The organism is Micromonospora sp. WMMC250 (assembly GCF_027460215.1).
Taxonomy (GTDB): Bacteria; Actinomycetota; Actinomycetes; order Mycobacteriales; family Micromonosporaceae; genus Micromonospora; species Micromonospora taraxaci.
This window is the reverse complement of sequence record NZ_JAPZBJ010000002.1, coordinates 6,331,393-6,353,904: the sequence shown is the minus strand read 5'-3', so window position 1 is coordinate 6,353,904 and position 22,512 is coordinate 6,331,393. Positions and strand designations below refer to the sequence as shown.

Here is a 22,512-nt window from a genome sequence, read left to right as displayed (position 1 = left end):
CTCAGGCCGTGTACGGGTAGGTGGGCGTGCCGCCGGCGGTGGGCGGCGGCGCGGCGGACTCCAGCAGTCGCTCGATCTCCTTGCCGTTGGCGGCGTTACGCGCCTCGGCGTCGCGGAAGGCCTTGGCGATCTCCTCGGTGCCCTGCTTCAGCGCGGCGAGCTTCTGCGCGAGCGTCGTGAGGTGCGCCTCCATGTTGCCCGTGGAGGTGGTCAGTGCCGCCCACTGCATGCGGGCGTCCTCGTACGCGCCGAACGGGGTGCCGTTCGGAACGGTCTGGGCGTTGTTGCTGTCGCCCTTCATCCGTTCCTTGATGCGCTCCATCTCGTATTTGAGGGTGTCCTCGACGTACTCCTTCAGCCGTTCGACGTACTCGGCCGCGGCGTCCAGGTCCTCGACGCTGACGTGCAGATCGCCGGTGCTCGGCGGCGGGATGCTCCCCATGCGATTCCTCCCCCGTTCCCGACCCGCCGGGTCGGTCCATGTCGGACGCAGCGTATCGAAGTCTGACCACGTCGGGGCAGCCCCCGTTCGCCGTCGGCGCACACCGACAGACGTCGATGCGATGGAACCGCGACGTGGTGTGCGACCCGGCCAACGCCAACGGGCCCGCGAGACGCGGACCCGTCGGGTGACATCGGAAGTGGAGAGTAGTGGGCGACGCCACCCGGCGCTGCCCCGATGGCGAGGTCAGGCGGAGTGGTCGCTGGCCGGCACCTTCATGCCGTTGCCACCCAGCGGGGTGAGCGGCAGCAGCTTCTTGCCGGTGGGGCCGATCTGGATCTCGGTGTCCATCGACGGGCAGACGCCACAGTCGAAGCAGGGCGTCCACCGGCAGTCGTCCTGCTCGAACCCGCTGACCGAGTCCTGCCAGTCCTGCCAGAGCCAGTCCTTGTCCAGCCCGGAGTCGAGGTGGTCCCAGGGCAGGACCTCCAGCTCCTCGCGCTGCCGGGTGGTGTACCAGTCGAGGTCCACCCCGAATGCGGGCAGCGTCTCGGCCGCCGCGTCCACCCAGCGCTGGTAGGAGAAGTGCTCGCTCCACCCGTCGAACCGGCCGCCGTTCTCCCACACCTTGCGGATGACCGAACCGACCCGTCGGTCGCCCCGGGACAGCAGCCCTTCGATCAGCGACGGCTCGCCGTCGTGGTAGCGGTAGCCGATGGCGCGGCCCAACGAGCGGTCCGAGTTGATCGCCTGCTTGAGGATCTTGAGCCGGTGGTCGATGACCTCGGGACGCTCCATGGCGGCCCACTGGAACGGGGTGTGCGGCTTCGGCACGAACCCGCCGATCGAGACGGTGCAGCGGATGTCCTTGGAACCGGTGGCGGCCCGACCGGCCCTGATCACCTCGTGCGCCATCTCCGCGATCTCGAGGACGTCCTCGTCGGTCTCGGTGGGCAGGCCGCACATGAAGTAGAGCTTCACCTGCCGCCAGCCGTTGCTGTAGGCGGTGACGACGGTGCGGATCAGGTCTTCCTTCGACACCATCTTGTTGATGACCTTGCGAATCCGCTCGGACCCGCCCTCCGGGGCGAAGGTCAGACCGGTACGCCGCCCGTTGCGGGACAGCTCCTGCGCGAGGTCGATGTTGAAGGCGTCCACCCGGGTCGAGGGCAGCGACAGCGAGACGTTGGTGCCCTCGTACTGCTGGGCGAGGCCCGAGCACATGTCGCCGATCTCCGAGTGGTCCGCCGAGGAGAGCGACAGCAGGCCCACCTCGGAGAAGCCGGAGAACTCCAGGCCCTCGCGGACCATCTGCCCGACCGTGGTGATCGACCGCTCCCGCACCGGACGGGTGATCATGCCCGCCTGGCAGAACCGGCAGCCCCGGGTGCAGCCCCGGAAGATCTCCACCGCGTACCGCTCGTGCACCGTCTCGGCCAGCGGCACGAGGGGCTTCTTCGGGTACGGCCAGGCGTCCAGGTCCATCGTCGTGCGCTTGTGCACCCGGAACGGCACGTCCGCCCGGTTCGGCACGACCCGCTGGATCCGCCCGTCCGGCAGGTAGTCGACGTCGTAGAAGCGCGGCACGTAGACGCTCTCGGTGCGGGCGAGCCGCAGCAACAGCTCGTCACGCCCACCCGGGGAGCCCTCGGCCTTCCACTCCCGGACGATCGCGGTGATCTCCAGAACCGCTTCCTCGCCGTCACCGAGCACTGCGGCGTCGATGAAGTCGGCGATCGGCTCCGGGTTGAACGCCGCGTGCCCGCCGGCCACGATCACCGGGTCGGCGTCGGTGCGGTCGGCGGCCAGCAGCGGAATGCCGGCCAGGTCGATCGCGGTGAGCATGTTGGTGTAGCCCAGCTCGGTCGAGAAGGAGAGACCGAACACGTCGAAGTTCCGTACCGACCGGTGCGCGTCGACGGTGAACTGGGGCACCCCGTGCGTACGCATCAGGTTCTCCAGGTCCGGCCAGACCGCGTACGTCCGCTCGGCGAGGGTGTCGGGCAGCTCGTTGAGCACCTCGTAGAGGATCTGCACGCCCTGGTTGGGCAGGCCCACCTCGTACGCGTCGGGATACATCAACGCCCAGCGCACGGCTGCCGCGTCCCAGTCCTTGGTGACCGCGCCCAACTCGCCCCCGACGTACTGGATGGGCTTGGAGACCTGGGGCAGCAGCGGCTCGAGCTGGGGCCAGACCGAATTGGTCGCGGCCGCGCGCGGCGTCAAGGACGGGGCACTCATGATGCCCAAGGGTACGCGCCCGTCCGGCGGTGGCGACGCGGTACTAACCTCGGACCGGCGCGAGAGGAGATTGCCGCGATGCCCGAGCCTCAGCCGGGAGCACGGCCGGCCGACGGGAGCACCCCGGGCACACCGCCGGACCGCGATCCGGCGGCCGCCGACAAGCCGACCTCCCCACCCGTACCGTCGGCCCAGCCTGAACCCTCGACGCAGCCCACGGCTGCCGAACCCTCGACGCAGCCCACGGCTGCCGAACCGTCGACGCAGCCCACGGCTGCCGACCAACCGGAGCCGTCGGACCAGCCGGAGGCCACCGCCACCGAGGATGTCCCCGCGCCCAAGTGGAGCGGTTCGGCCTCGGTGCCGCCCCCGTTGCCGCGCCGACCCGCCTGGGGTGAGTCGGCCGAGCCGACGCCGCCGCAAGCCGTGCCCGTCGGGCTGCCGGAGCACCAGACCCCGGTCGACCCGTGGGCCGGGGTGGACACCGGCGGCTGGGACCTGCCCTCCGCCGAGTTGCCTCCGCTGCCCCCGACGACGCCCTACCCGGTGCCGCCCGCGACCCGGCAGTGGTCCGGTCCGCCCGCTCCCCCGGTCGGGTCGCACCCGGTGCCGCCGGCCGCCCCGGTGCCGCCGCCGGTCGCTCCGGCGTCGCCGCCGGCCGCCCGGCCCACGATGCCGAGCCGGCCGATGTCGCCGCCGCCACCGCCGCCCGCACCGGCCAGACCTCCGAAGCAGCGCCGCGGCGGCCGGCCCAGCACCCCACCGGCGGCGCCCCCGCCGGGGCGGCAGACCCCCAAGGGGTACGCGCCGGCCCGTCGGCGCCGCCGCTGGCCGTGGCTGCTGCTGCTCACGCTGGCGTGCTGCTGTGGTTGTCCCGCCTACTACGGCTTCCCGATCTCAGCCCAGTACCCGGCCCGCGCCGCGCTGCCAGAGCAGATCGAGGACCTCACCCTGCGTCAGGACAACCGGAGCGCGGAGACCGCGAAGCAACTGGAGAACGAGGTACGCAACGAGCACCTGCTGGCCGAGGACACGTTCGCCGGCGTCTACTCCACGACGAACGGCAAGCGGGTGACCCTCTTCGGCGGCACCGGGTTCCGGCTGACGCCGGAGGCGGACGCGGAGGCCGAGATCAGCCGACTCGCCGACCGGTACGCGTTGGCGACGGCCGAGACCGTCGACACCGGTGTCCGTGGCCGGCACGAGCGTTGCGCCGTCGGCCGGGCCGACGGCAGCGACGTGGTGGTCTGCACCTCGGTCGACCACGGCAGCATCGCCACCGGGGTGTTCACCCGGCTGTCAGTCACGGACAGCGCCACGCTGCTGAACACTCTGCGTATCCAGATCGTCCAACCCGAGCGAGGCTGAACCACACCCCGGGCGGCCGACCAGGGCCGCCGGGGTTCCGGCGGTGACGTCCGTGACGCCGCGTGGGAACGACAGACCTCATCGAGCGATATACCTCTGAGTCATATTTATGACTCAGAGGTATATCGCCTCCTGGACCGGGTGTGGCCGAACGCTGGCCACCGAGCGCGAGCGGCCGACCGCAGGTGGTCGGGCCGCCGACGAGTCACGCGTCCCGGGTCGGGTCCGGGTGCGCGCGGGGCGGGGCGTAGCGGGGCACGTACTCCTGGCCGGTGAGCTTCTGGATCTCGCTCATCATCTCGTCGGTCATCTGCCGCAGCGAGGTGCGGTCGTCCGGCCGGCCCGTGAAGTCCAACGGCTTGCCGAACCGGACGGTGATCTTGGCAGTGCCGGGGCGGGGCACCCGGGCGCCGATCGGCTGCGCCTTGTCCGTGCCGATCATGCCGACCGGGATGATCGGCACGCCTGCGGCGATCGCCAGCCGGGCCGCACCGGTGCGTCCGCGATAGAGCCTGCCGTCCGGCGAACGGGTGCCCTCCGGGTAGACCACCACCAGGTCACCGCCCTTGAGCGCCGGGATCGCCGCGTCGAACGCGGACAACGCGGCACGGCCGCCGGCCCGCTCGACGGGAATGGCGCCCAGGCCGGTGAGGACGAACTTGGAGATCGCGCCCTTCACCCCGGTGCCGTTGAAATACTCCGACTTGGCCCAGAACGCCAGGTGTCGGGGCACGACCGTGCCGAGGAACAGCTCGTCGGCCACCGAGAGGTGGTTGCCGGCGAAGATCGCGCCGCCGGTCTCCGGCACGTGTTCCAGACCCTCCACGGTCGGGCGGAACGCCACCCGCAGCGTGGGGCCCACGGTCAGCTTGCCGATGGTGTAGAGCAGCGGCACTGGTCCTCCGGCAGATGAAATGCGAGCAGGCGGTGTCACCGTAGCGGACGCCTCCACACCCCGCAGACGGAGGTGTGGAGGCGTCCGCGTCCGCGCGCTACGACCGGCGGACGGTGACCGTGATCTGCTCGCCCTCGCCGACCTCACCAACGAAGCCGTCGAGGCCCTCGGCGAAGTCCACCGAGTCGGCCAGCACCTCGCCGGAGACGAAGTCGACATACGCCGACACCGCCGCACGAACCTCCTCGGAGGCCGACACCGACACCACGATCCGGTCCGACACGTCCAGGTCGGCGTCCCGACGGGCCTGCTGCACCACCCGCACCACGTCGCGGGCCAACCCCTCGGCGGCCAACTCCGGCGTCACCTCGGTGTCCAGCACCACCACACCCTCACCGCCCGGCAGGGGCGCGGAGTGCTCGGCGTCGGCGGCGACCAGCCGCAGCTCGTACTCGCCCTCGGCGAGGGTGACGCCGGCGGCCACCGGGGCGCCGTCGACCAGCTCCCAGTCGCCCGCCTTGACCGCCTTGATCACCTGCTGCACCTGCTTGCCGACCCGCGGGCCGAGCGCCCGGGGCACCACCGTCAACACCTGCTCGCAGTACGCGGACAGCTCCGCGCTGAACTCCACCGCCTTCACGTTGACCTCGTCGGCGACCAGGTCGGCGAACGGTCGCAGCTGCTCCGCCACCGGCGAGGCCACTGTCAACGTCGACAGCGGCAGCCGCACCCGCAGCCCCTTGGCCTTGCGCAACGACAGCGCCGCCGACGCGACCGCCCGTACGTTGTCCATCGCCGCCACGAGATCGTGGTCGGCGGGGAACTCCTCCGCCGAAGGCCAGTCGGTCAGGTGCACCGACCGTTCTCCGGTCAGCCCGCGCCAGATCTCCTCCGCGGTCAGCGGCGCGAGCGGCGCCACCACCCGGCAGAGCGTCTCCAACACCGTCCAGAGCGTGTCGAACGCGTTCACGTCACCGGACCAGAACCGGTCCCGGGAGCGGCGCACGTACCAGTTGGTGAGCGCGTCCAGGTAGGACCGGACGGTGGCGCAGGCGCCGGAGATGTCGTACGCGTCCATCTGCGCGCTGACGGTCGACACCAGCTCGTTCGTCTTGGCCAGCACGTACCTGTCGAGCAGATGGGTCGAGTCGGTGCGGCGACGCGCCTGGTGCCCGTCGGCGTTGGCGTAGAGCGTGAAGAAGTACCAGACGTTCCACAGCGGCAGCAGCACCTGCCGGACCGCGTCGCGGATGAGCGTCTCGGTCACCGCCATGTCGCCGCCGCGCAGCACCGGTGACGACATCAGCATCCACCGCATCGCGTCCGACCCGTACGAGTCGAACACGTGGTAGACGTCCGGGTAGTTGCGCAGGCTCTTGGACATCTTGCGCCCGTCCGAGCCGAGCAGGATGCCGTGGCTGAGGCAGTTGCGGAACGCCGGCCTGTCGAACAGCGCGGTGGCCAGCACGTGCATCGTGTAGAACCAGCCACGGGTCTGCCCGATGTACTCGACGATGAAGTCACCCGGGTAGTGGTGCTCGAACCAGTCCGCGTTCTCGAACGGGTAGTGCACCTGGGCGAACGGCATGGACCCGGACTCGAACCAGCAGTCCAGCACCTCCGGCACCCGACGCATCATCGACTGACCGGTGGGGTCGTCCGGGTTGGGGCGGACCAGGTCGTCCACCACCGGCCGGTGCAGGTCGGTCAGGCGTACCCCGAAGTCCCGCTCGATGTCGGCCAGCGAGCCGTAGACGTCCAGTCGCGGGTAGTTCGGGTCGTCGGACTTCCACACCGGGATGGGCGAGCCCCAGAACCGGTTGCGGCTGATCGACCAGTCCCGGGCGTTGGCCAGCCACTTACCGAACGAGCCGTCCTTGATGTGCCCCGGCGTCCAGTTGATCTCCTGGTTCAGCTCGACCATCCGGTCCCGGAACTGGGTCACCGCGACGAACCACGACGACACCGCCTTGTAGACCAGCGGGGTGTCGCAGCGCCAGCAGTGCGGGTACGAGTGGGTGTAGGTGTCCTGCTTCAGCACCACCCCCCGGTCCTTCAGCTCCCGGATCACCGGCTTGTTGACGTCGAAGACCTGCTCACCCTGGTACGGCGGCACCAGCGCGGTGAACCGGGTGTGATCGTCGACGGTGACGATGGTGGGGATGCCGGCGGCGTTGCAGACGTTCTGGTCGTCCTCGCCGAACGCCGGGGCCAGGTGCACGATCCCGGTGCCGTCCTCGGTGGTGACGAACTCCGCGCCGAGCACCTGGTAGGCGTTGTCGCCGGCCTGCTCGACGAGGAAGTCGAACAGCGGCGTGTAGCGGCGTCCGACCAGGTCCCGGCCGTACACCGTGCCGACCTGCTCGTACCCGTCCAGTTCCTTGGCGTACGCGGCCAGCCGCGCCGCGCCGACGACGTACCGCTGACCCTCGCGCTCGAGCACCGCGTACTCGATGTCGGGGCCGACGGCGAGCGCCAGGTTCGACGGCAGGGTCCACGGCGTGGTGGTCCAGACACCCAGCTTGACCGGCCCACGCACCAGCTCCGGGGCGGAGTCGTCGGCGGTCAGCCCGAACCACACCGACAGCGTCGGGTCGTGCCGGTCCCGGTAGACGTCGTCCATCCGGGTCTCGGTGTTCGACAGCGGCGTCTCGCACCGCCAGCAGTACGCCAGCACCCGGAAGCCCTCGTAGATCAGACCCTTGTCGTGCAGGGTCTTGAAGGCCCACATGACGCTTTCCATGTAGTCCAGGTCGAGGGTCTTGTAGTCGTTGGCGAAGTCGACCCAGCGGGCCTGCCGGTTGATGTACCGCTCCCAGTCCTGGGTGAACTCCAGCACGGAGGTGCGGCAGGCCTCGTTGAACCGGGCCACGCCCAGGTCGATGATCTCCGCCTTGCTGGTGATGCCGAGCTGCTTCTCCGCGACCACCTCGGCGGGCAGGCCGTGGCAGTCCCACCCGAAGCGCCGCTCGACGTGCCGCCCACGCATGGTCTGGTAGCGCGGCACCACGTCCTTGACGTACCCGGTGAACAGGTGCCCGTAGTGCGGCAGGCCGTTGGCGAACGGCGGGCCGTCGTAGAAGACGTACTCGTTCTTACCGTCGGTTCCGGCGGGACGAGCCTCGACGCTGGCCTCGAAGGTCTTGTCGGCCGTCCAGTGCTCCAGCACCCGGCGCTCGACCGCGGGCAGGTCCGGGCTCGCCGGGACACCGGCGGCGGTCGGGTCGTGCAACGGATAGGCCATCGGGGGTCGCTCTCCTCGCAGCTCACTCTTCGTGGGTCTGCGAGGACGAAACCCTCCGGGGTACGCCTCGAACGACGCTCCCCGGGTGGCCCGCGGTACCACCCCGCTTGGCGGTCAGGATCGACCGCCCGCTCATTACCGGCTGTGACGGGCCGCACCCGTCCGGTTCTACTGAGCCGGTCGCCCGGCCGTTCTTCCGGAGGCTCACCGGTGATGGCCGGGTCATCGCCTTACGGCTGTCCACGATACAAGACCCATCGGCCGGCCCGCCGCCGAGTAATCCCCTCACCAACCCGGGATCCGCTGGCTTGACCCGAATGGCGCGCTCGCGCAAACTTCGCCGGTGCGTTCGCTTCGGTACGACGAATTCCAAGCCATGCGTCGATTCCCCGCCCTGGACGGGCTGCGGGCGCTGGCCGCTGTCATGGTCATCGCCTTCCATTACGGTGGCCCGTCCTGGAAATGGCTGACCGGCTGGATCGGCGTACACCTGTTCTTCGTGCTCTCCGGCTTCCTGATCACGACGCTGCTGCTGCGCGAGGAGCACCGTTACGGCCGGGTCTCGCTGCGCGCCTTCTATCTGCGGCGGTTCTTCCGGATTCTGCCGGTCTACTTCCTGGTGCTGTTCCTGTACTGGGGGCTGGCCCGGATCAACGGCACCGCCGAGTCGATCGAGCGCGGCATGAAGTACTACCTGCTGTTCCTCAACGAGCTGCTGGAGCCGAACGCACCGTTCCTGCACTCCTGGACGATCGGCATCGAGCAGAAGTTCTACCTGTTCTGGCCGGCCATCGCCTTCGTGGCGGTCGCCGGCCTGTTCCGTCGCCGCCTGCTGGTGACGCTCTGCCTCCTGGTGCTCTTCATTGCGGTGATCCCACCGGACATCGCCTGGTTGAGCTGGCCGATCCACTACGTGGCGATCCTGCTCGGCTGCCTCACCGCGATCGTCATGCACAACCCCCGGGGCTTCGCCCTGGTCCGACCACTGACCCATCCGGTGTTCGCCACCGTCGTCATCCTGGCGTTCGTCGTGGTGCAGGTGTGCGTGCAGTTCTGGCCCACCCGCTTCGGCCAGGAAGCGTTGATCGGCAGCTACGCCGCCGCGACGGCGGTACTGCTACCGGCTCTGCTCTCCCGCAGCCCGCTCGCCCGCGGGCTCGGGGTGCGGCCACTGGTCTTCGTCGGCGAACGCTCGTACTCGCTGTATCTCGTCCAGGCCATCGCGGCGCGGGCGGCGGCCGGGCTGGTGCCCGCGATCGCGGGCAAGAGCACCGCGTTCTTCCTGGCGGCGACGGTGGTGGGGCTGGTCATCGCGGACGTGCTCTACCGCTGGATCGAGCTGCCCATGATCGAGGTGGGCCGCCGGCTGGCCGCCCGGGTGAGCCGCCCCGGCCCACGCGACGGCGACGGAACGGCGCCGGCCCCGGCGCAGGCGCCCGTCGAGAACGTCCAGATCCCCCGTCCCCGCGAGGTGCTGCCCGACACCGTGCCGGCCGCCCGCGGCTGACCCCGCTCGGGCCGTCCGACACCGGTCCCCGCTCCGCCCCGGGCATGAGCGAGGTCACATCCGCGACTGTCACAGCACGCCCCGGCCGAACGTCGTGACCGTGTCGGACCGATCAGGGAGGTAGTCATGCAGCGGATGAACGCGGCCGAGGTCGCGCCACAGGGGTACCAGGCCGTCCTGGGGCTGGAGAAGTACGTCCGGGCGAACGTCGACCACACCGTGCTGGAGCTGGTCAAGCTGCGGGCGTCGATGATCAACGGGTGTGCGTTCTGCGTCGACATGCACAGCCGGGACGCGCTCGGCGCCGGCGAGTCGAGTCGGCGGCTCTTCGCGGTGGCCGCCTGGCGGGAGGCGCCGTTCTTCGACGAGCGGGAGCGGGCCGCGTTGGCGCTCACCGACGCGGTCACCAAGCTCGGTGAGCACGGCGTGCCGGACGACGTGTGGGACACCGCCGCGAAGGTCTGGTCGGAGAAGGAACTCGCCGACCTGATCCTGGCCATTGCCACAATCAACGTGTGGAACCGAATCGCCGTGACGACGCGCTCGGAGCCTCCGGCGCAGGTGTGACGACCGAAGCGGGGCAGGCGGCCGGTGCGCTCCAGGCGCACCGGCCGATGCTGCTCGGGCTCGCGTACCGCCTCCTCGGCAGCCGTCACGACGCCGAGGACGTGCTCCAGGAGGCGTACCTGCGCTGGTTGGGCGTGGACCGGTCGACGGTGGCCGACCCACGCCGCTACCTGTCCCGGGTCGTCACCCGGCTGGCCCTGGACCGACTGCGGGCGCGGCAGGCGAGCCGCGAGACGTACGTCGGGCCGTGGCTGCCCGAGCCGGTACCGACCGAGCCCTCCCCGTTCGGGCCGCTGGACCGCGCCGAGCTGCGCGACTCGCTCTCCACAGCGCTGCTGCACGTCCTGGAACGGCTCACCCCGCCGGAGCGTGCCGTGTACGTCCTACACACCGCCTTCGACCTGCCGTACGCGGAGATCGCCGAGATCCTGGGCCGGACCCCGGAGGACTGCCGGCAGCTGCACCACCGGGCGGCTTCCCGGGTGCGCCAGGAGCAACGTCGGTTCACCGCCAGCCGCTCCGAGCGGGAGCGCCTGCTGGACGCGTTCCTCGCCGCCGCCCGAGACGGTGACCTGGCGACGTTGACCAGCCTGGTCGCCGCGGACGCCACCGCGTGGAACGACGGCGGTGGCCGGGCGCGGGCCGCCCGCAACCCGGTCAACGGGGCGGAACGGATCGCCCGCTTCTTCGCCGGGATCTACGGCCCCGCCCGGGAATGGTCGTTTCGCCGGCTGGAGCTGAATGGCGAACCCGCCGCCCTGCTCACCCGCGCCGACGGCAGCCGTTACGCGCTGACCGTCGCCGCGGCCGACGGCCGAATTACCGGCATCTACGTGGTGGGCAACCCGGCGAAGCTGCCGCCGACCAGCTGACGGTGAGCGTCAGCCCAGCTCGGGGAACCAGAGGGCGATCTCGCGCTTGGCGCTGTCCGTCGAGTCGGAGGCGTGCACCAGGTTCTCCCGGTTCGACAGCGACAGGTCGCCCCGGATGGTGCCGGCGGCGGCCTTCCGGCCGTCGGTCGCGCCGACCAACCCGCGGACCACGTCGATGACCTGGTCGCCGGAGAGCACCAGGGCGACCAGCGGGCCGCCGGTCATGAAGTCCTTCAACGGCGGGTAGAACGCCTTGTCGACGTGCTCGGCGTAGTGCTCGTCGGCGAGCGCCGCGTCCATCGTCCGGTGCGCCATCGCGTCGATCCGCAGCCCCTTGCGCTCGAAGCGGGAGAGGACCTCGCCGACCAGGCCGCGGCGTACCGCGTCGGGCTTGATCAGAACGAGGGTGCGCTCATCCGGGCTGTTGCTGGACACGCTGGGTTCCTCCTGTACGCGTTGAACGCTCGAGATCGGTACGGTCAGCCTAGCGACCCGGTCCCGGCGCCGGCGCGGCGGCCGGTCTTTCCCCCGGCGGCCGATCCGGCCTAGCCTGGCCCTGACCCCCGGGAGGTCCACTGTGGCGAATGGCGGGAACCGGCCCATCGCGCCGGTACGCAAACTGATCGGCACGGTGCTGGGCACCGTGGCCACCTTCGTCGTCCTCTTCGGGCTGGGCATGACCAGCTGGGCCATCGTGGCTCTCGGGGTCGCCCTGCTGGTGCTGGCCATCGCCCTGGCGACCGTGCGCGGCGGCGGACGCACGTGGGTGGTCGGCGTCGGGCACGTGCACAGCGCCTCCGAACCACCCACCCAGTACGCGTTCGGCCGATGTGAACTCCAACTGGTCATCGACGCGCCCGGCCTGCCACCGCGATCCAAGAAGATCATCGAACCTCGGGTGCCCGTCTCCAAGTGGCCGTCGCTGGGCCAGACCCTGCCGATCCGGGTCGCCTTGGACGACCAGCGGCACGTCAAGGTCCTCTGGGACGAGGTGCCGACCCACGCCGAGACGGCCGCCGCCGTCGCCGACCTCCCGCCGGAGTTCGCCGACGTCGACGCGTTGGACGAGGTGTTGATCCAGCAGGACGCCCCGCCGTGGGCCGACCGCGCGCCGGACGACGACTTCCGGGACGACTTCCGCGACCCGCACGGTGATCCCTTCCGCGACCCGCACGGCGACCCCTTCCGCGATCCGCACGGCGACCCGGTACGCCCCGATCCCCTGCGCGCCGATCCCCTGCGGGACGACCCGGCCGTCGCATCCGAGGAGCGCGAGCCGGTGGTCGTGCACCAGACCCCGGGCGGTCCGGTGTTGGAGGGTGTCCTCGTCGAGCCCCAGGCCAGCGGTCTGCCCCGGAGGGCCACCCCGGCGCCACGCACCGCCCCCGAGGAGCGCTTCGACGAGCCCGACGCCGACCGTTACGACCCCCCGCGGGACAACCTGTCGACAGCAGGACCCGTCGACCCGCCGCCCGCGCAGCGCGCGGACCCTGTCAGCGCGCAGCGCTCCGATCCACTCAGCGCGCAGCGCGCCGACCCGCCGCCCGCGCAGCGGTCCGGAACGGGCGCGACCGACCCGTTGGATCCACTCGATCTGCCGCTGGACGACCCCTCCACGGCTCGGGCGGGCCGCGAGACCGTGAGCGACGAGGACCTGGACCGGGCGATCTTCGGGTTCGACACGGCGTCGGCCACGGATCCGACCGCGCCGATCAGCGGGGTCGGGCTCACCCTGCTGGTGACCGACCTGTCCCGGTCGCTCGGCTTCTACCGCGACATGCTCGGTTTCAGCGAGGTCGACCAGGGTGCCCACAACGCCGTACTCGCCTCCGGCACGACCCGGCTCGTCCTCCGCGAGGTCACCGGGGCGGCACCGATCAGCCGCCGGCTGGTGCACGTCAACCTCGAGGTGAACGACATCGAAGCGGCGTACGAGCGGCTCCGCGAATCGGGCGTCCGCTTCACCTACGCGCCCCGGGTGGTCAACCGGGGCACCAAACTGGAGGTGTGGGCGGCGGCGTTCCGTGACCCCGACGGCCACGGCATCGCCCTCACCCAGTGGCGCGAACGCGCCGACGCCTGAACCGGCCGCGCTCGCCTCGGCTGACCCGGCCGCGTCAGCCGAGGATGACCCGACGAACGTGCAGCGCGTACGCCCAGACCAGGGCGAAGATGATGCCCAGCCCGAACAGCGACCAGTGCAGCAGACCTCCCAGGATCAGCAGGCCCTGGAGGACGGTGCCGGCGTTCCAGGCCCACGGTCGCCGCATCATGCCGGCGAGCACGACGGCGGCCACCGCCAGTGCCACCACCACACCGATCGCGGCGCCGCTCAGGTCACCGCCGACCACTCGTACCGGCTGGATCGCCAGCAACAGCACCAACGCCTCCAGGGCGAGGGTCCCCGCGCCCAGACCGCGTACCGCCGCCTCCGGGTTGCGCAACCCGGAGCGGCGCGGCTGCCCCGCGACGGGCTCCTCCACCGGCTGGTCAGCGGGAGCGCCCGGCCCGGTCGGGTCGTCGGTGGCGTGCGGGTCCCGCTCCGGACCGCTCATCGCTTCAGCAACCGGCGGGCGTCCGCGACAGTGACCACCGACCCGGTGACGAGGACCCCGACGCCGCTGAGCTCACCGGGGACGTCCTCCTCGGCCAACGCCACCGCGAGCTCGATCGCGTCCGGTATCTCCTCGGCCGACTCCACCCGCTCCTCGCCGAACACCTCGGCGGCCAGCGCGGCGAGTTCCGCCACCGGCATCGCCCGTGGCGAGCTGTTGCGGGTGACCACCACCAGGTCGGCCACCGGCTCCAGCAGCTCGAGCAGGGCCTCCGCGTCCTTGTCGGCGAGGACGCCGACCACCGCCACCAGCTTGCTGAACGCGAACTCCTCCTGCAGGGCGTTGACGGTCGCGGCCATGCCGTGCGGGTTGTGCGCGCCGTCCAGCAGGACGGTCGGGGCGCTACGAACCCGCTCCAGCCGCCCCGGGGAACTGGCCGAGGCGAAGCCCTCCCGGACCGCCTCGATGTCGAGCTGCCGGCGAGCCCCGGCACCCAGGAACGCCTCCACCGCCGCGAGTGCCACCGCGGCGTTCTGCGCCTGGTGGGCGCCGTGCAGCGGAACGAACACGTCGTCGTACACACCGCCGAGGCCCTGGATGCTGAGCACCTGGCCGCCGACCGCGACCGCGCGACTCAGGACGCCGAACTCGGCGCCTTCCCGAGCGATGGTGGCCCCGACCTCGGCACAACGATCCAGGAGTGGACGCGCCGCCTCCTCCTCCTGGGCGGCAGCGATCACGGTGGCGCCCGGGTGGATGATGCCGGCCTTCGCCAGCGCGATGTCCTGGAGTGTGTCGCCGAGCCACTCGGTGTGGTCCAGCCCGATCGGGGTGATCACGCAGACGCCCGCCTGGATCACGTTGGTGGCGTCCTCGGCGCCGCCGAGCCCCACCTCGACCACAGCGATGTCGACAGGCGCGTCGGCGAACGTGGCGAACGCCAGCGCCGTGGTCATGTCGAAGTACGTCAGCGGCTCGTCCGACCGCGCGTCGACCAACTCGGCCAGCGGCTTGATCTCGCGGTAGACCGACGCGAACCGGTCCTCGCTGACCGGCTCCCCGTCCAGGCTGATCCGCTCCCGCACGGTCTCCAGGTGCGGGCTGGTGTAGCGGCCGGTGTGCAGCCCGAACGCCCGCAGCAGCGAGTCGATCATCCGCGCGGTGGAGGTCTTGCCGTTGGTGCCGGTCAGGTGGATCGCCGGGTACGCCCGCTGTGGGCTGCCGAGCAGGTCCAGCAGCGACTCGATCCGGTCCAGCTCGAAGACCATGCGGGTGAAACCACGGGCGTTCAGCTCCGCCTCGACGGCGGCGAAATCGGTACGGTCGGTCACGAGGACAGTGTCTCCAGAGCAGCGTCGATCCGGACCAGGTCGGCCTCGGCGGTGGCGAGCCGGTCGCGGATCTTCGCGACCACCGGCTCGGGGGCCTTACCGATGAAGGCGGGGTTGTCGAGCTTCGCCCGCGCCTGCGCCGCCTCCTTCTCGGCCGCCGCGCGGTCCTTGGTCAGCCGGGCCCGCTCGGCGGCCACGTCGATCGACCCCCGGGTGTCCAACGCGACACCTACCGCGCCGGGCATGGCCAGCGTGGCGCTGGCCTGGAAGTCGTCACCGGCCGGGTCCAGCCGGACCAGCGAACGGATCAGCGGCTCGTGGGCGGCGATGCCCGCACCGGCCAGCCCGTCCAGGCGGGCTGCCACCCGCTGCGTCGGACGCAGCCCCTGGTCGGAGCGGAACCGACGGATCTCGGTGACCACCCGCTGCACGCTCACCAGCTCGGCCTCGGCGGCGTCGTCGACCAGCGCCCGGTCGGCCACCGGCCAGGAGGCGGCCTGCACCGTCTCGCCGCCGGTCAGCGCGAGCCACAGCTCCTCGGTGACGAACGGGATGACCGGGTGCAGCAGCCGCAGCAGCTGGTCGAGCACGTGCCCGAGCACCCGGCGGCTGACCTCCGCCCGCTCACCGCCCTCGGCGAGCACCGGCTTGCTCAGCTCCACGTACCAGTCGCAGACGTCGTCCCAGGCGAAGTGGTAGAGCAGGTCGCACACCTTCGCGAACTCGTACGCCTCGAACTGCTCGTCGACCTCGGCGGTGACGTGCGCCAGCCGGGACAGGATCCACCTGTCGACGGTGGAGAGCTGCTCGACGGGCGGCAGGTCACCGGTGGTGTGCGCGCCGTTCATCAGCGCGAACCGGGTGGCGTTCCAGAGCTTGTTGCAGAAGTTGCGGGAGCCCTGGCACCACTCCTCGCTGACCGGGACGTCCTGGCCGGGGTTCGCGCCCCGCGCCAGGGTGAACCGGGTGGCGTCGGCACCGTAACGGTCGATCCAGTCCAGCGGGTCGACCACGTTGCCGAACGACTTCGACATCTTCTTGCCGAACTGGTCGCGGACCATCCCGTGCAGCGCGACCACGTCGAAGGGCGGCCGGCCGTCCATCGCGTAGAGGCCGAACATCATCATCCGGGCGACCCAGAAGAACAGGATGTCGTACCCGGTGACCAGCACACTGGTCGGGTAAAACTTCGCCAGGTCCGGGGTCTGCTCTGGCCAGCCCAGGGTGGAGAACGGCCACAGGCCGCTGGAGAACCAGGTGTCCAGGACGTCCTCGTCCTGGTGCCAGCCCTCGCCGGTCGGCGGCGCCTCGTCCGGGCCGACGCACACGATCTCGCCCGCCGGGCCGTACCAGACGGGGATGCGGTGCCCCCACCAGAGCTGGCGGGAGATGCACCAGTCGTGCATGTTGTCGACCCAGGCGAAGTACCGCTTGGCCAACTCGGCCGGCTCGATGCGGACCCGGCCGTCGCGCACCGCGTCACCGGCGGCCTGCGCCAGCGGGGCGGTGTTGACGAACCACTGCAACGACAGCCGCGGCTCCACGGTCGTCTTGCAGCGCGAACAGTGACCGACCGCGTGCACGTACGGCCGCTTCTCGGCGACGATCAGACCCTGCTCACGCAACGCCGCGACGATCGCGGGCCGCGCCTCGAACCGGTCCAGCCCCTCGAACGGGCCGGGAACGGTGATGACGCCGCGCTCGTCCATGACGGTCAGCGAGGGCAGGTCGTGCCGCTGCCCGATCTCGAAGTCGTTCGGGTCGTGCGCGGGTGTCACCTTGACCATGCCGGTGCCGAAGGACGGGTCGACGTGCGCGTCGGCGACGATCGGGATCCGTCGGCCGGTGAGCGGAAGCTCGACCTCGGTGCCGATCAGGTGCTGGTAGCGCTCGTCGTCGGGGTGCACCGCCACGGCGGTGTCCCCGAGCATCGTCTCGGCCCGGGTGGTGGCCACCACGACCTCGTCGCTGTAGCGGATCGAGATCAGCTCGCCGTCGTCATCGGTGTGCTCGACCTCGATGTCCGAGAGCGCGGTCAGGCAGCGTGGACACCAGTTGATGATCCGGTTGGCCCGGTAGATGAGGCCGTCGTCGAAGAGCTTCTTGAAGATCGTCTGGACGGCACGGCTCAGGCCGGCGTCCATGGTGAAGCGCTCCCGGTCCCAGTCGACGGAGTCCCCCAGGCGGCGCATCTGGCCGAGGATCTTGCCGCCGGACTCGGCCTTCCACTGCCAGACCCGCTCGACGAACTTCTCCCGGCCGAGGTCGTGCCGGGACAAACCCTCGCCGGCGAGCTGACGCTCGACCAGGTTCTGGGTCGCGATGCCGGCGTGGTCCATGCCGGGCAGCCACAGCGCCTCGAAGCCCTGCATCCGCTTACGCCGGGTCAACGCGTCCATGAGGGTGTGCTCGAAAGCATGGCCCATGTGCAGCGAGCCGGTGACGTTCGGCGGCGGAATGACGATGGTGAAGGGGGGCTTGTCGCTGTCGGCGGAGGCCCGGAAGTGCCCGCCGGCTACCCACTGCTCGTACCGTCGCTGCTCTACCTCACCCGGCTGGTACTGGCCGGCAAGGGTCGGGGCGTCGGGGCGGTGGGCATCCAGTCTCTCGGTCACCTGACAAGTCTACGGAGGGCTTCTCCGGACCTGACGTGCGCCACCTCTCGTTCGCGTACGGTGTCGGCTATGTCCGACGCACATCTCACCGACCGGTCGCTCGACGGCAGTCACGAGCCGGTCGAGCTGAGCGAGGAGCCGATCCAGCTCAGCACCCGCGACTCCGGGGGCGACCCCGACGAGCGTTCCGGCGGCTGGTCCCGGCGCCGCAAGATCGGTTGGGCGATCGCGCTGGTGGTCGGCCTCGCGGGCGCCGGTGTGCTGGGCGTCGGCGGATGGCGGGTGGCGCAGCAGAAGGACACCCAACTGACCTCACCCGATCGGGTGGCGGGCCTGACCCGCGACGACAGCGAGCGTGCCACGAGCACCGCCGACTACCTGCGCAGTGGCCTGGCCGCCAACATCGAGCTGGACCGCAGTTTCGGCACTGTCTACCGCGACCCGGCCGACGACAAGCGCTCGGTGCTCATCTTCGGGGGCACCACACTGCTGTGGCAGCCGGAACGGGACCTCGACAGCCTCTTCCGCCTCATGTCGGACGAGACCGGCTCGGTGAACGGCCTGCGCGAGTCACCCGCCGGCGATCTTGGCGGCGTGATGAAGTGCGGCAGCACCAGTGGAGAAGGCGGCGACTTCGCGGTGTGCGGTTGGGCGGACCACGGCAGCGTCGTGATGGCCATGTTCCCGGGTCGGTCGGTCAGCGACGCCGGCGGCCTGATGCGCAACCTCCGCAGCGAGATGCAGACCCGGGGCTGATCCGAGACCCAGCGCCCGTCATATCACCGCCCTGACCCGGGGCGCTTCCTGGCACCCTGCGGCGGCGTCGGCACCGTACGCGCCTCCTGCACGCGGATCTCGGCCCGGAACCGGGGCGCGGCGGGATGCCACATCTCCTCGAACGGGCCCATGACCTCACCACCGATGCCACGGCGGCGTACCCGAGCTCCCAGCCACGTGAGGATCCCCAGGATCGCCGCCACGCAGGCTGCCACCACCAGAGCGATCAGAACGTCATCCACGCGTCCAACGTAGCCGCGCCGAGCCTCCCGCGCGGTGATCGACTTCGTTTCGCCGATATGGCGGTATCCGCAGCGGGAAATACCGCCGGATCGGCGACCTGGAGTGGATCACACCAAGAGTGCGCCGTGACGCAGCAACGGCAGTACAGGAACGCAGAAAAGGCCACCCCTGTCAGGGGTGGCCTTTTCTGGAAGATTGTCCGGCGGCGTCCTACTCTCCCACACCCTCACGAGTGCAGTACCATCGGCGCTGGAGGGCTTAGCTTCCGGGTTCGGAATGTAACCGGGCGTTTCCCCTCCGCCATGACCGCCGTAACTCTATGAACATATCAAACAACCCCGGCACGGACCTCACGTGGGTGTTCGCTTGTTCAGAGTTGCACAGTGGACGCGTAGCAGCTTAGTAGTCAAGTCCTCGGCCTATTAGTACCGGTCAACTGAACCCGTTACCGGGCTTACATTTCCGGCCTATCAACCCAGTCGTCTAGCTGGGGGCCTTACCCCACCAAGGTGGGTGGGATACCTCATCTTGAAGCAGGCTTCCCGCTTAGATGCTTTCAGCGGTTATCCCTTCCGAACGTAGCTAACCAGCCGTGCCCTTGGCAGGACAACTGGCACACCAGAGGTTCGTCCGTCCCGGTCCTCTCGTACTAGGGACAGCCCTTCTCAAGTATCCTACGCGCACGGCGGATAGGGACCGAACTGTCTCACGACGTTCTAAACCCAGCTCGCGTACCGCTTTAATGGGCGAACAGCCCAACCCTTGGGACCTGCTACAGCCCCAGGATGCGACGAGCCGACATCGAGGTGCCAAACCATCCCGTCGATATGGACTCTTGGGGAAGATCAGCCTGTTATCCCCGGGGTACCTTTTATCCGTTGAGCGACACCGCTTCCACTCGCAAGTGCCGGATCACTAGTCCCGACTTTCGTCCCTGCTCGACCTGTCAGTCTCACAGTCAAGCTCCCTTGTGTACTTGCACTCAACACCTGATTGCCAACCAGGCTGAGGGAACCTTTGGGCGCCTCCGTTACCTTTTAGGAGGCAACCGCCCCAGTTAAACTACCCACCAGACACTGTCCCTGAACCGGATAACGGTCCGAAGTTAGATACCCAAATCAACCAGAGTGGTATTTCAAGATTGCCTCCACCCATACTGGCGTATGGACTTCACCGGCTCCCACCTATCCTACACAAGCTAATTCGAGTACCAATGTCAAGCTATAGTAAAGGTCCCGGGGTCTTTCCGTCCTGCCGCGCGTAACGAGCATCTTTACTCGTACTGCAATTTCGCCGGGCCTGTGGTTGAGACAGTGGGGAAGTCGTTACGCCATTCGTGCAGGTCGGAACTTACCCGACAAGGAATTTCGCTACCTTAGGATGGTTATAGTTACCACCGCCGTTTACTGGCGCTTAAGTTCTCCGCTTCGCCCCGAAGAGCTAACAGGTCCCCTTAACGTTCCAGCACCGGGCAGGCGTCAGTCCATATACATCGAATTACTTCTTCGCATGGACCTGTGTTTTTAGTAAACAGTCGCTTCCCCCTGCTCTCTGCGGCCATACAACGCTCCACCCGCGCGGGGCTTCACGTCTCCGGCCCCCCTTCTCCCTAAGTTACGGGGGCAATTTGCCGAGTTCCTTAACCACAGTTCGCCCGATCGCCTCGGTATTCTCTACCTGACCACCTGTGTCGGTTTGGGGTACGGGCCGCTAAGAACTCGCTAGAGGCTTTTCTCGGCAGCATAGGATCACTGACTTCACCTGAATCGGCTCGGCATCACGTCTCAGCCCTCATGTGGTGCGGATTTGCCTACACCACGGCCTACACGCTTACCCCGGCACAACCACCGGCCGGGCTCAGCTACCTTCCTGCGTCACCCCATCGCTTGACTACTACCCGCCAGGTTCCCACGCTCCCCACCATCCGTCCGAAGACATCAGGCAGTTCGGGTGGTTAGCACAACGAGGTTCATCAGGGACGCTCTTTCGCGGGTACGGGAATATCAACCCGTTGTCCATCGACTACGCCTCTCGGCCTCGCCTTAGGTCCCGACTCACCCAGGGCGGATTAGCCTGGCCCTGGAACCCTTGGTCATCCGGCGGAAGGGTTTCTCACCCTTCTTTCGCTACTCATGCCTGCATTCTCACTCGTGCCGCGTCCACAACTGGGTCACCCCGCTGCTTCACTCGCGGCACGACGCTCCCCTACCCATCCACACACCTGCACAAGGAATCAAGTCCAAGCGAGGATAAAATGTGAATGCCACAGCTTCGGCGGTGTGCTTGAGCCCCGCTACATTGTCGGCGCGGAACCACTTGACCAGTGAGCTATTACGCACTCTTTAAAGGGTGGCTGCTTCTAAGCCAACCTCCTGGTTGTCTATGCGACCCCACATCCTTTTCCACTTAGCACACGCTTAGGGGCCTTAGCTGGTGATCTGGGCTGTTTCCCTCTCGACTACGAAGCTTATCCCCCGCAGTCTCACTGCCGCGCTCTCACTTACCGGCATTCGGAGTTTGGCTGATTTCGGTAAGCTTGTGGGCCCCCTAGACCATCCAGTGCTCTACCTCCGGCAAGAAACACGCGACGCTGCACCTAAATGCATTTCGGGGAGAACCAGCTATCACGGAGTTTGATTGGCCTTTCACCCCTAACCACAGGTCATCCCCCAATTTTTCAACATTGGTGGGTTCGGCCCTCCACGCGGTCTTACCCGCGCTTCAGCCTGCCCATGGCTAGATCACTCCGCTTCGGGTCTAGGACACGCGACTGAATCGCCCTATTCAGACTCGCTTTCGCTACGGCTCCCCCACACGGGTTAACCTCGCCACATGCCACTAACTCGCAGGCTCATTCTTCAAAAGGCACGCCGTCACCCCGCAAGGCTCCGACGGATTGTAGGCGAACGGTTTCAGGTACTATTTCACTCCCCTCCCGGGGTACTTTTCACCATTCCCTCACGGTACTCGTCCGCTATCGGTCACCAGGAAGTATTTAGGCTTACCAGGTGGTCCTGGCAGATTCACGGCAGATTTCAGGGGTCCGCCGCTACTCGGGAACACCCACAGAAGGTCAGCAACTTTCACCTACCGGACTTTCACCGTCTACGGTCAGCCATTCCAGACTGTTCGACTAGCCACTAACTTTGTAACTCCTCGAACAAGTGTCAGCTTGTTCAGTAGGGTCCCACAACCCCGACCACGCAACCCCTGACAGGTATCACACGCAGCCGGTTTAGCCTCGATCCGCTTTCGCTCGCCACTACTCACGGAATCACTATTTGTTTTCTCTTCCTACGGGTACTGAGATGTTTCACTTCCCCGCGTTCCCTCCACACACCCTATGTGTTCAGGTGTGGGTGACACCACATGACTGGTGCCAGGTTTCCCCATTCGGACACCCTGGGATCACAGCTTGGTTGACAGCTCCCCCAGGCCTATCGCGGCCTCCCACGTCCTTCATCGGCTCCTGGTGCCAAGGCATTCACCGTTCGCCCTTGACAACTTGACCACAAAGATGCTCGCGTCCACTGTGCAATTCTCAACAAACGACCAACCCACAACCCCAACAGCCCCACACCAAACCCAACACCAGTTGGCGGTATGTGAGGCCAGGCCATGCCTGGCAACCTCGCGTGATCTTCAGACCACGCACAAGGCTCTGAAACAACAACACCATGGTTGTTCTTTCAGGACCCAACAGGGTGCTCACATTCTCCCCCAGCCGCACCAGAAGCCACCGTTCCCACCACCCCGAAGGATCGCTGTACTAGGCGCCGCCGGCCGTTGCCAGGGCAAAACTTGCCAGTGTCTCCGCCATTCGAGCACCCCACCACCACATTCGGGCAGTGCGGG

At 68.6% G+C, this 22,512-nt stretch carries 15 protein-coding genes and 2 rRNA genes; 6 read left to right on the top strand and 11 right to left on the bottom strand.

Going from position 1 to position 22,512, the window contains the following annotated elements; all coding sequences use genetic code 11:
• Window position 1: 1 nt before the first annotated feature.
• Both O3438_RS28875 and O3438_RS28870 read right to left on the bottom strand, forming a co-directional pair.
• Window positions 2-442 carry a hypothetical protein gene (locus O3438_RS28875; protein ID WP_269682738.1) on the bottom strand — a complete coding sequence of 147 codons (441 nt, stop codon included), beginning with the start codon at window positions 440-442 and terminating at the stop codon, window positions 2-4.
• A gap of 246 nt (window positions 443-688) precedes the next feature.
• Window positions 689-2,683, bottom strand: a complete 1,995-nt coding sequence (locus O3438_RS28870; protein ID WP_269682737.1) for a TIGR03960 family B12-binding radical SAM protein — start codon at window positions 2,681-2,683, stop codon at window positions 689-691.
• A gap of 78 nt (window positions 2,684-2,761) precedes the next feature.
• On the opposite strand from O3438_RS28870, the gene O3438_RS28865 reads away from it, so the two are divergent.
• Window positions 2,762-4,051: a hypothetical protein gene (locus O3438_RS28865; RefSeq protein ID WP_269682736.1), complete on the top strand. Its 1,290-nt coding sequence runs from the start codon at window positions 2,762-2,764 to the stop codon at window positions 4,049-4,051.
• 205 nt (window positions 4,052-4,256) lie between these two features.
• On the opposite strand, the gene O3438_RS28860 is transcribed toward O3438_RS28865, so the two are convergent.
• Complete coding sequence (locus O3438_RS28860) at window positions 4,257-4,946, bottom strand: lysophospholipid acyltransferase family protein (protein WP_269682735.1); 690 nt, start codon at window positions 4,944-4,946, stop codon at window positions 4,257-4,259.
• 97 nt (window positions 4,947-5,043) lie between these two features.
• Entirely contained in the window at window positions 5,044-8,190 is a 3,147-nt protein-coding gene (gene ileS / locus O3438_RS28855; protein ID WP_269682734.1) for an isoleucine--tRNA ligase, read from the bottom strand.
• Window positions 8,191-8,566: 376 nt separating this feature from the next.
• Between ileS and O3438_RS28850 the strand changes: the two genes are divergently transcribed.
• The 3 genes from O3438_RS28850 (at window position 8,567) to sigJ (ending at window position 11,136) form a co-directional block, all read left to right on the top strand.
• Window positions 8,567-9,697 carry an acyltransferase family protein gene (locus O3438_RS28850; protein WP_269682733.1) on the top strand — a complete coding sequence of 377 codons (1,131 nt, stop codon included), beginning with the start codon at window positions 8,567-8,569 and terminating at the stop codon, window positions 9,695-9,697.
• Window positions 9,698-9,823: 126 nt separating this feature from the next.
• Entirely contained in the window at window positions 9,824-10,264 is a 441-nt protein-coding gene (locus tag O3438_RS28845; protein ID WP_269682732.1) for a carboxymuconolactone decarboxylase family protein, read from the top strand.
• Window positions 10,213-11,136, top strand: a complete 924-nt coding sequence (gene sigJ, locus O3438_RS28840; protein ID WP_269682731.1) for an RNA polymerase sigma factor SigJ — start codon at window positions 10,213-10,215, stop codon at window positions 11,134-11,136. Before O3438_RS28845 ends, sigJ begins: the two co-directional genes overlap by 52 nt.
• Before the next feature lie 9 nt (window positions 11,137-11,145).
• Here sigJ and ndk read toward each other — a convergent pair whose 3' ends face one another.
• Window positions 11,146-11,571, bottom strand: coding sequence for a nucleoside-diphosphate kinase (gene ndk / locus O3438_RS28835; protein WP_269682730.1), 426 nt, complete (start codon window positions 11,569-11,571; stop codon window positions 11,146-11,148).
• 142 nt (window positions 11,572-11,713) lie between these two features.
• On the opposite strand from ndk, the gene O3438_RS28830 reads away from it, so the two are divergent.
• Entirely contained in the window at window positions 11,714-13,219 is a 1,506-nt protein-coding gene (locus O3438_RS28830) for a VOC family protein (RefSeq protein ID WP_269682729.1), read from the top strand.
• 34 nt (window positions 13,220-13,253) lie between these two features.
• Here O3438_RS28830 and O3438_RS28825 read toward each other — a convergent pair whose 3' ends face one another.
• The 3 genes from O3438_RS28825 to O3438_RS28815 are packed head-to-tail and all read right to left on the bottom strand — an operon-like array spanning window position 13,254 to window position 17,637.
• On the bottom strand, window positions 13,254-13,691 hold the full coding sequence (locus O3438_RS28825; protein WP_269682728.1) for a DUF4233 domain-containing protein: 438 nt from the start codon (window positions 13,689-13,691) through the stop codon (window positions 13,254-13,256).
• On the bottom strand, window positions 13,688-15,022 hold the full coding sequence (locus O3438_RS28820; protein WP_269682727.1) for a bifunctional folylpolyglutamate synthase/dihydrofolate synthase: 1,335 nt from the start codon (window positions 15,020-15,022) through the stop codon (window positions 13,688-13,690). The genes O3438_RS28825 and O3438_RS28820 overlap by 4 nt, the downstream gene beginning before the upstream one ends.
• Window positions 15,019-17,637, bottom strand: coding sequence for a valine--tRNA ligase (locus tag O3438_RS28815; protein ID WP_269682726.1), 2,619 nt, complete (start codon window positions 17,635-17,637; stop codon window positions 15,019-15,021). The genes O3438_RS28820 and O3438_RS28815 overlap by 4 nt, the downstream gene beginning before the upstream one ends.
• A 69-nt stretch (window positions 17,638-17,706) precedes the next feature.
• Between O3438_RS28815 and O3438_RS28810 the strand changes: the two genes are divergently transcribed.
• Complete coding sequence (locus tag O3438_RS28810) at window positions 17,707-18,393, top strand: hypothetical protein (RefSeq protein ID WP_269682725.1); 687 nt, start codon at window positions 17,707-17,709, stop codon at window positions 18,391-18,393.
• Window positions 18,394-18,416: 23 nt separating this feature from the next.
• Here O3438_RS28810 and O3438_RS28805 read toward each other — a convergent pair whose 3' ends face one another.
• The 3 genes from O3438_RS28805 to O3438_RS28795 all read right to left on the bottom strand — a co-directional run bounded on the left by O3438_RS28805 (window position 18,417) and on the right by O3438_RS28795 (window position 22,168).
• The gene (locus O3438_RS28805) at window positions 18,417-18,656 is read right to left on the bottom strand and encodes a hypothetical protein (protein WP_269682724.1); all 240 of its coding nucleotides are present in this window, start codon (window positions 18,654-18,656) and stop codon (window positions 18,417-18,419) included.
• Between the two features lie 198 nt (window positions 18,657-18,854).
• A 5S ribosomal RNA gene (rrf, locus tag O3438_RS28800) occupies window positions 18,855-18,971 on the bottom strand.
• An 88-nt stretch (window positions 18,972-19,059) separates the two neighbouring features.
• Window positions 19,060-22,168: ribosomal RNA gene (locus O3438_RS28795) — 23S ribosomal RNA — on the bottom strand.
• Window positions 22,169-22,512: the final 344 nt, after the last annotated feature.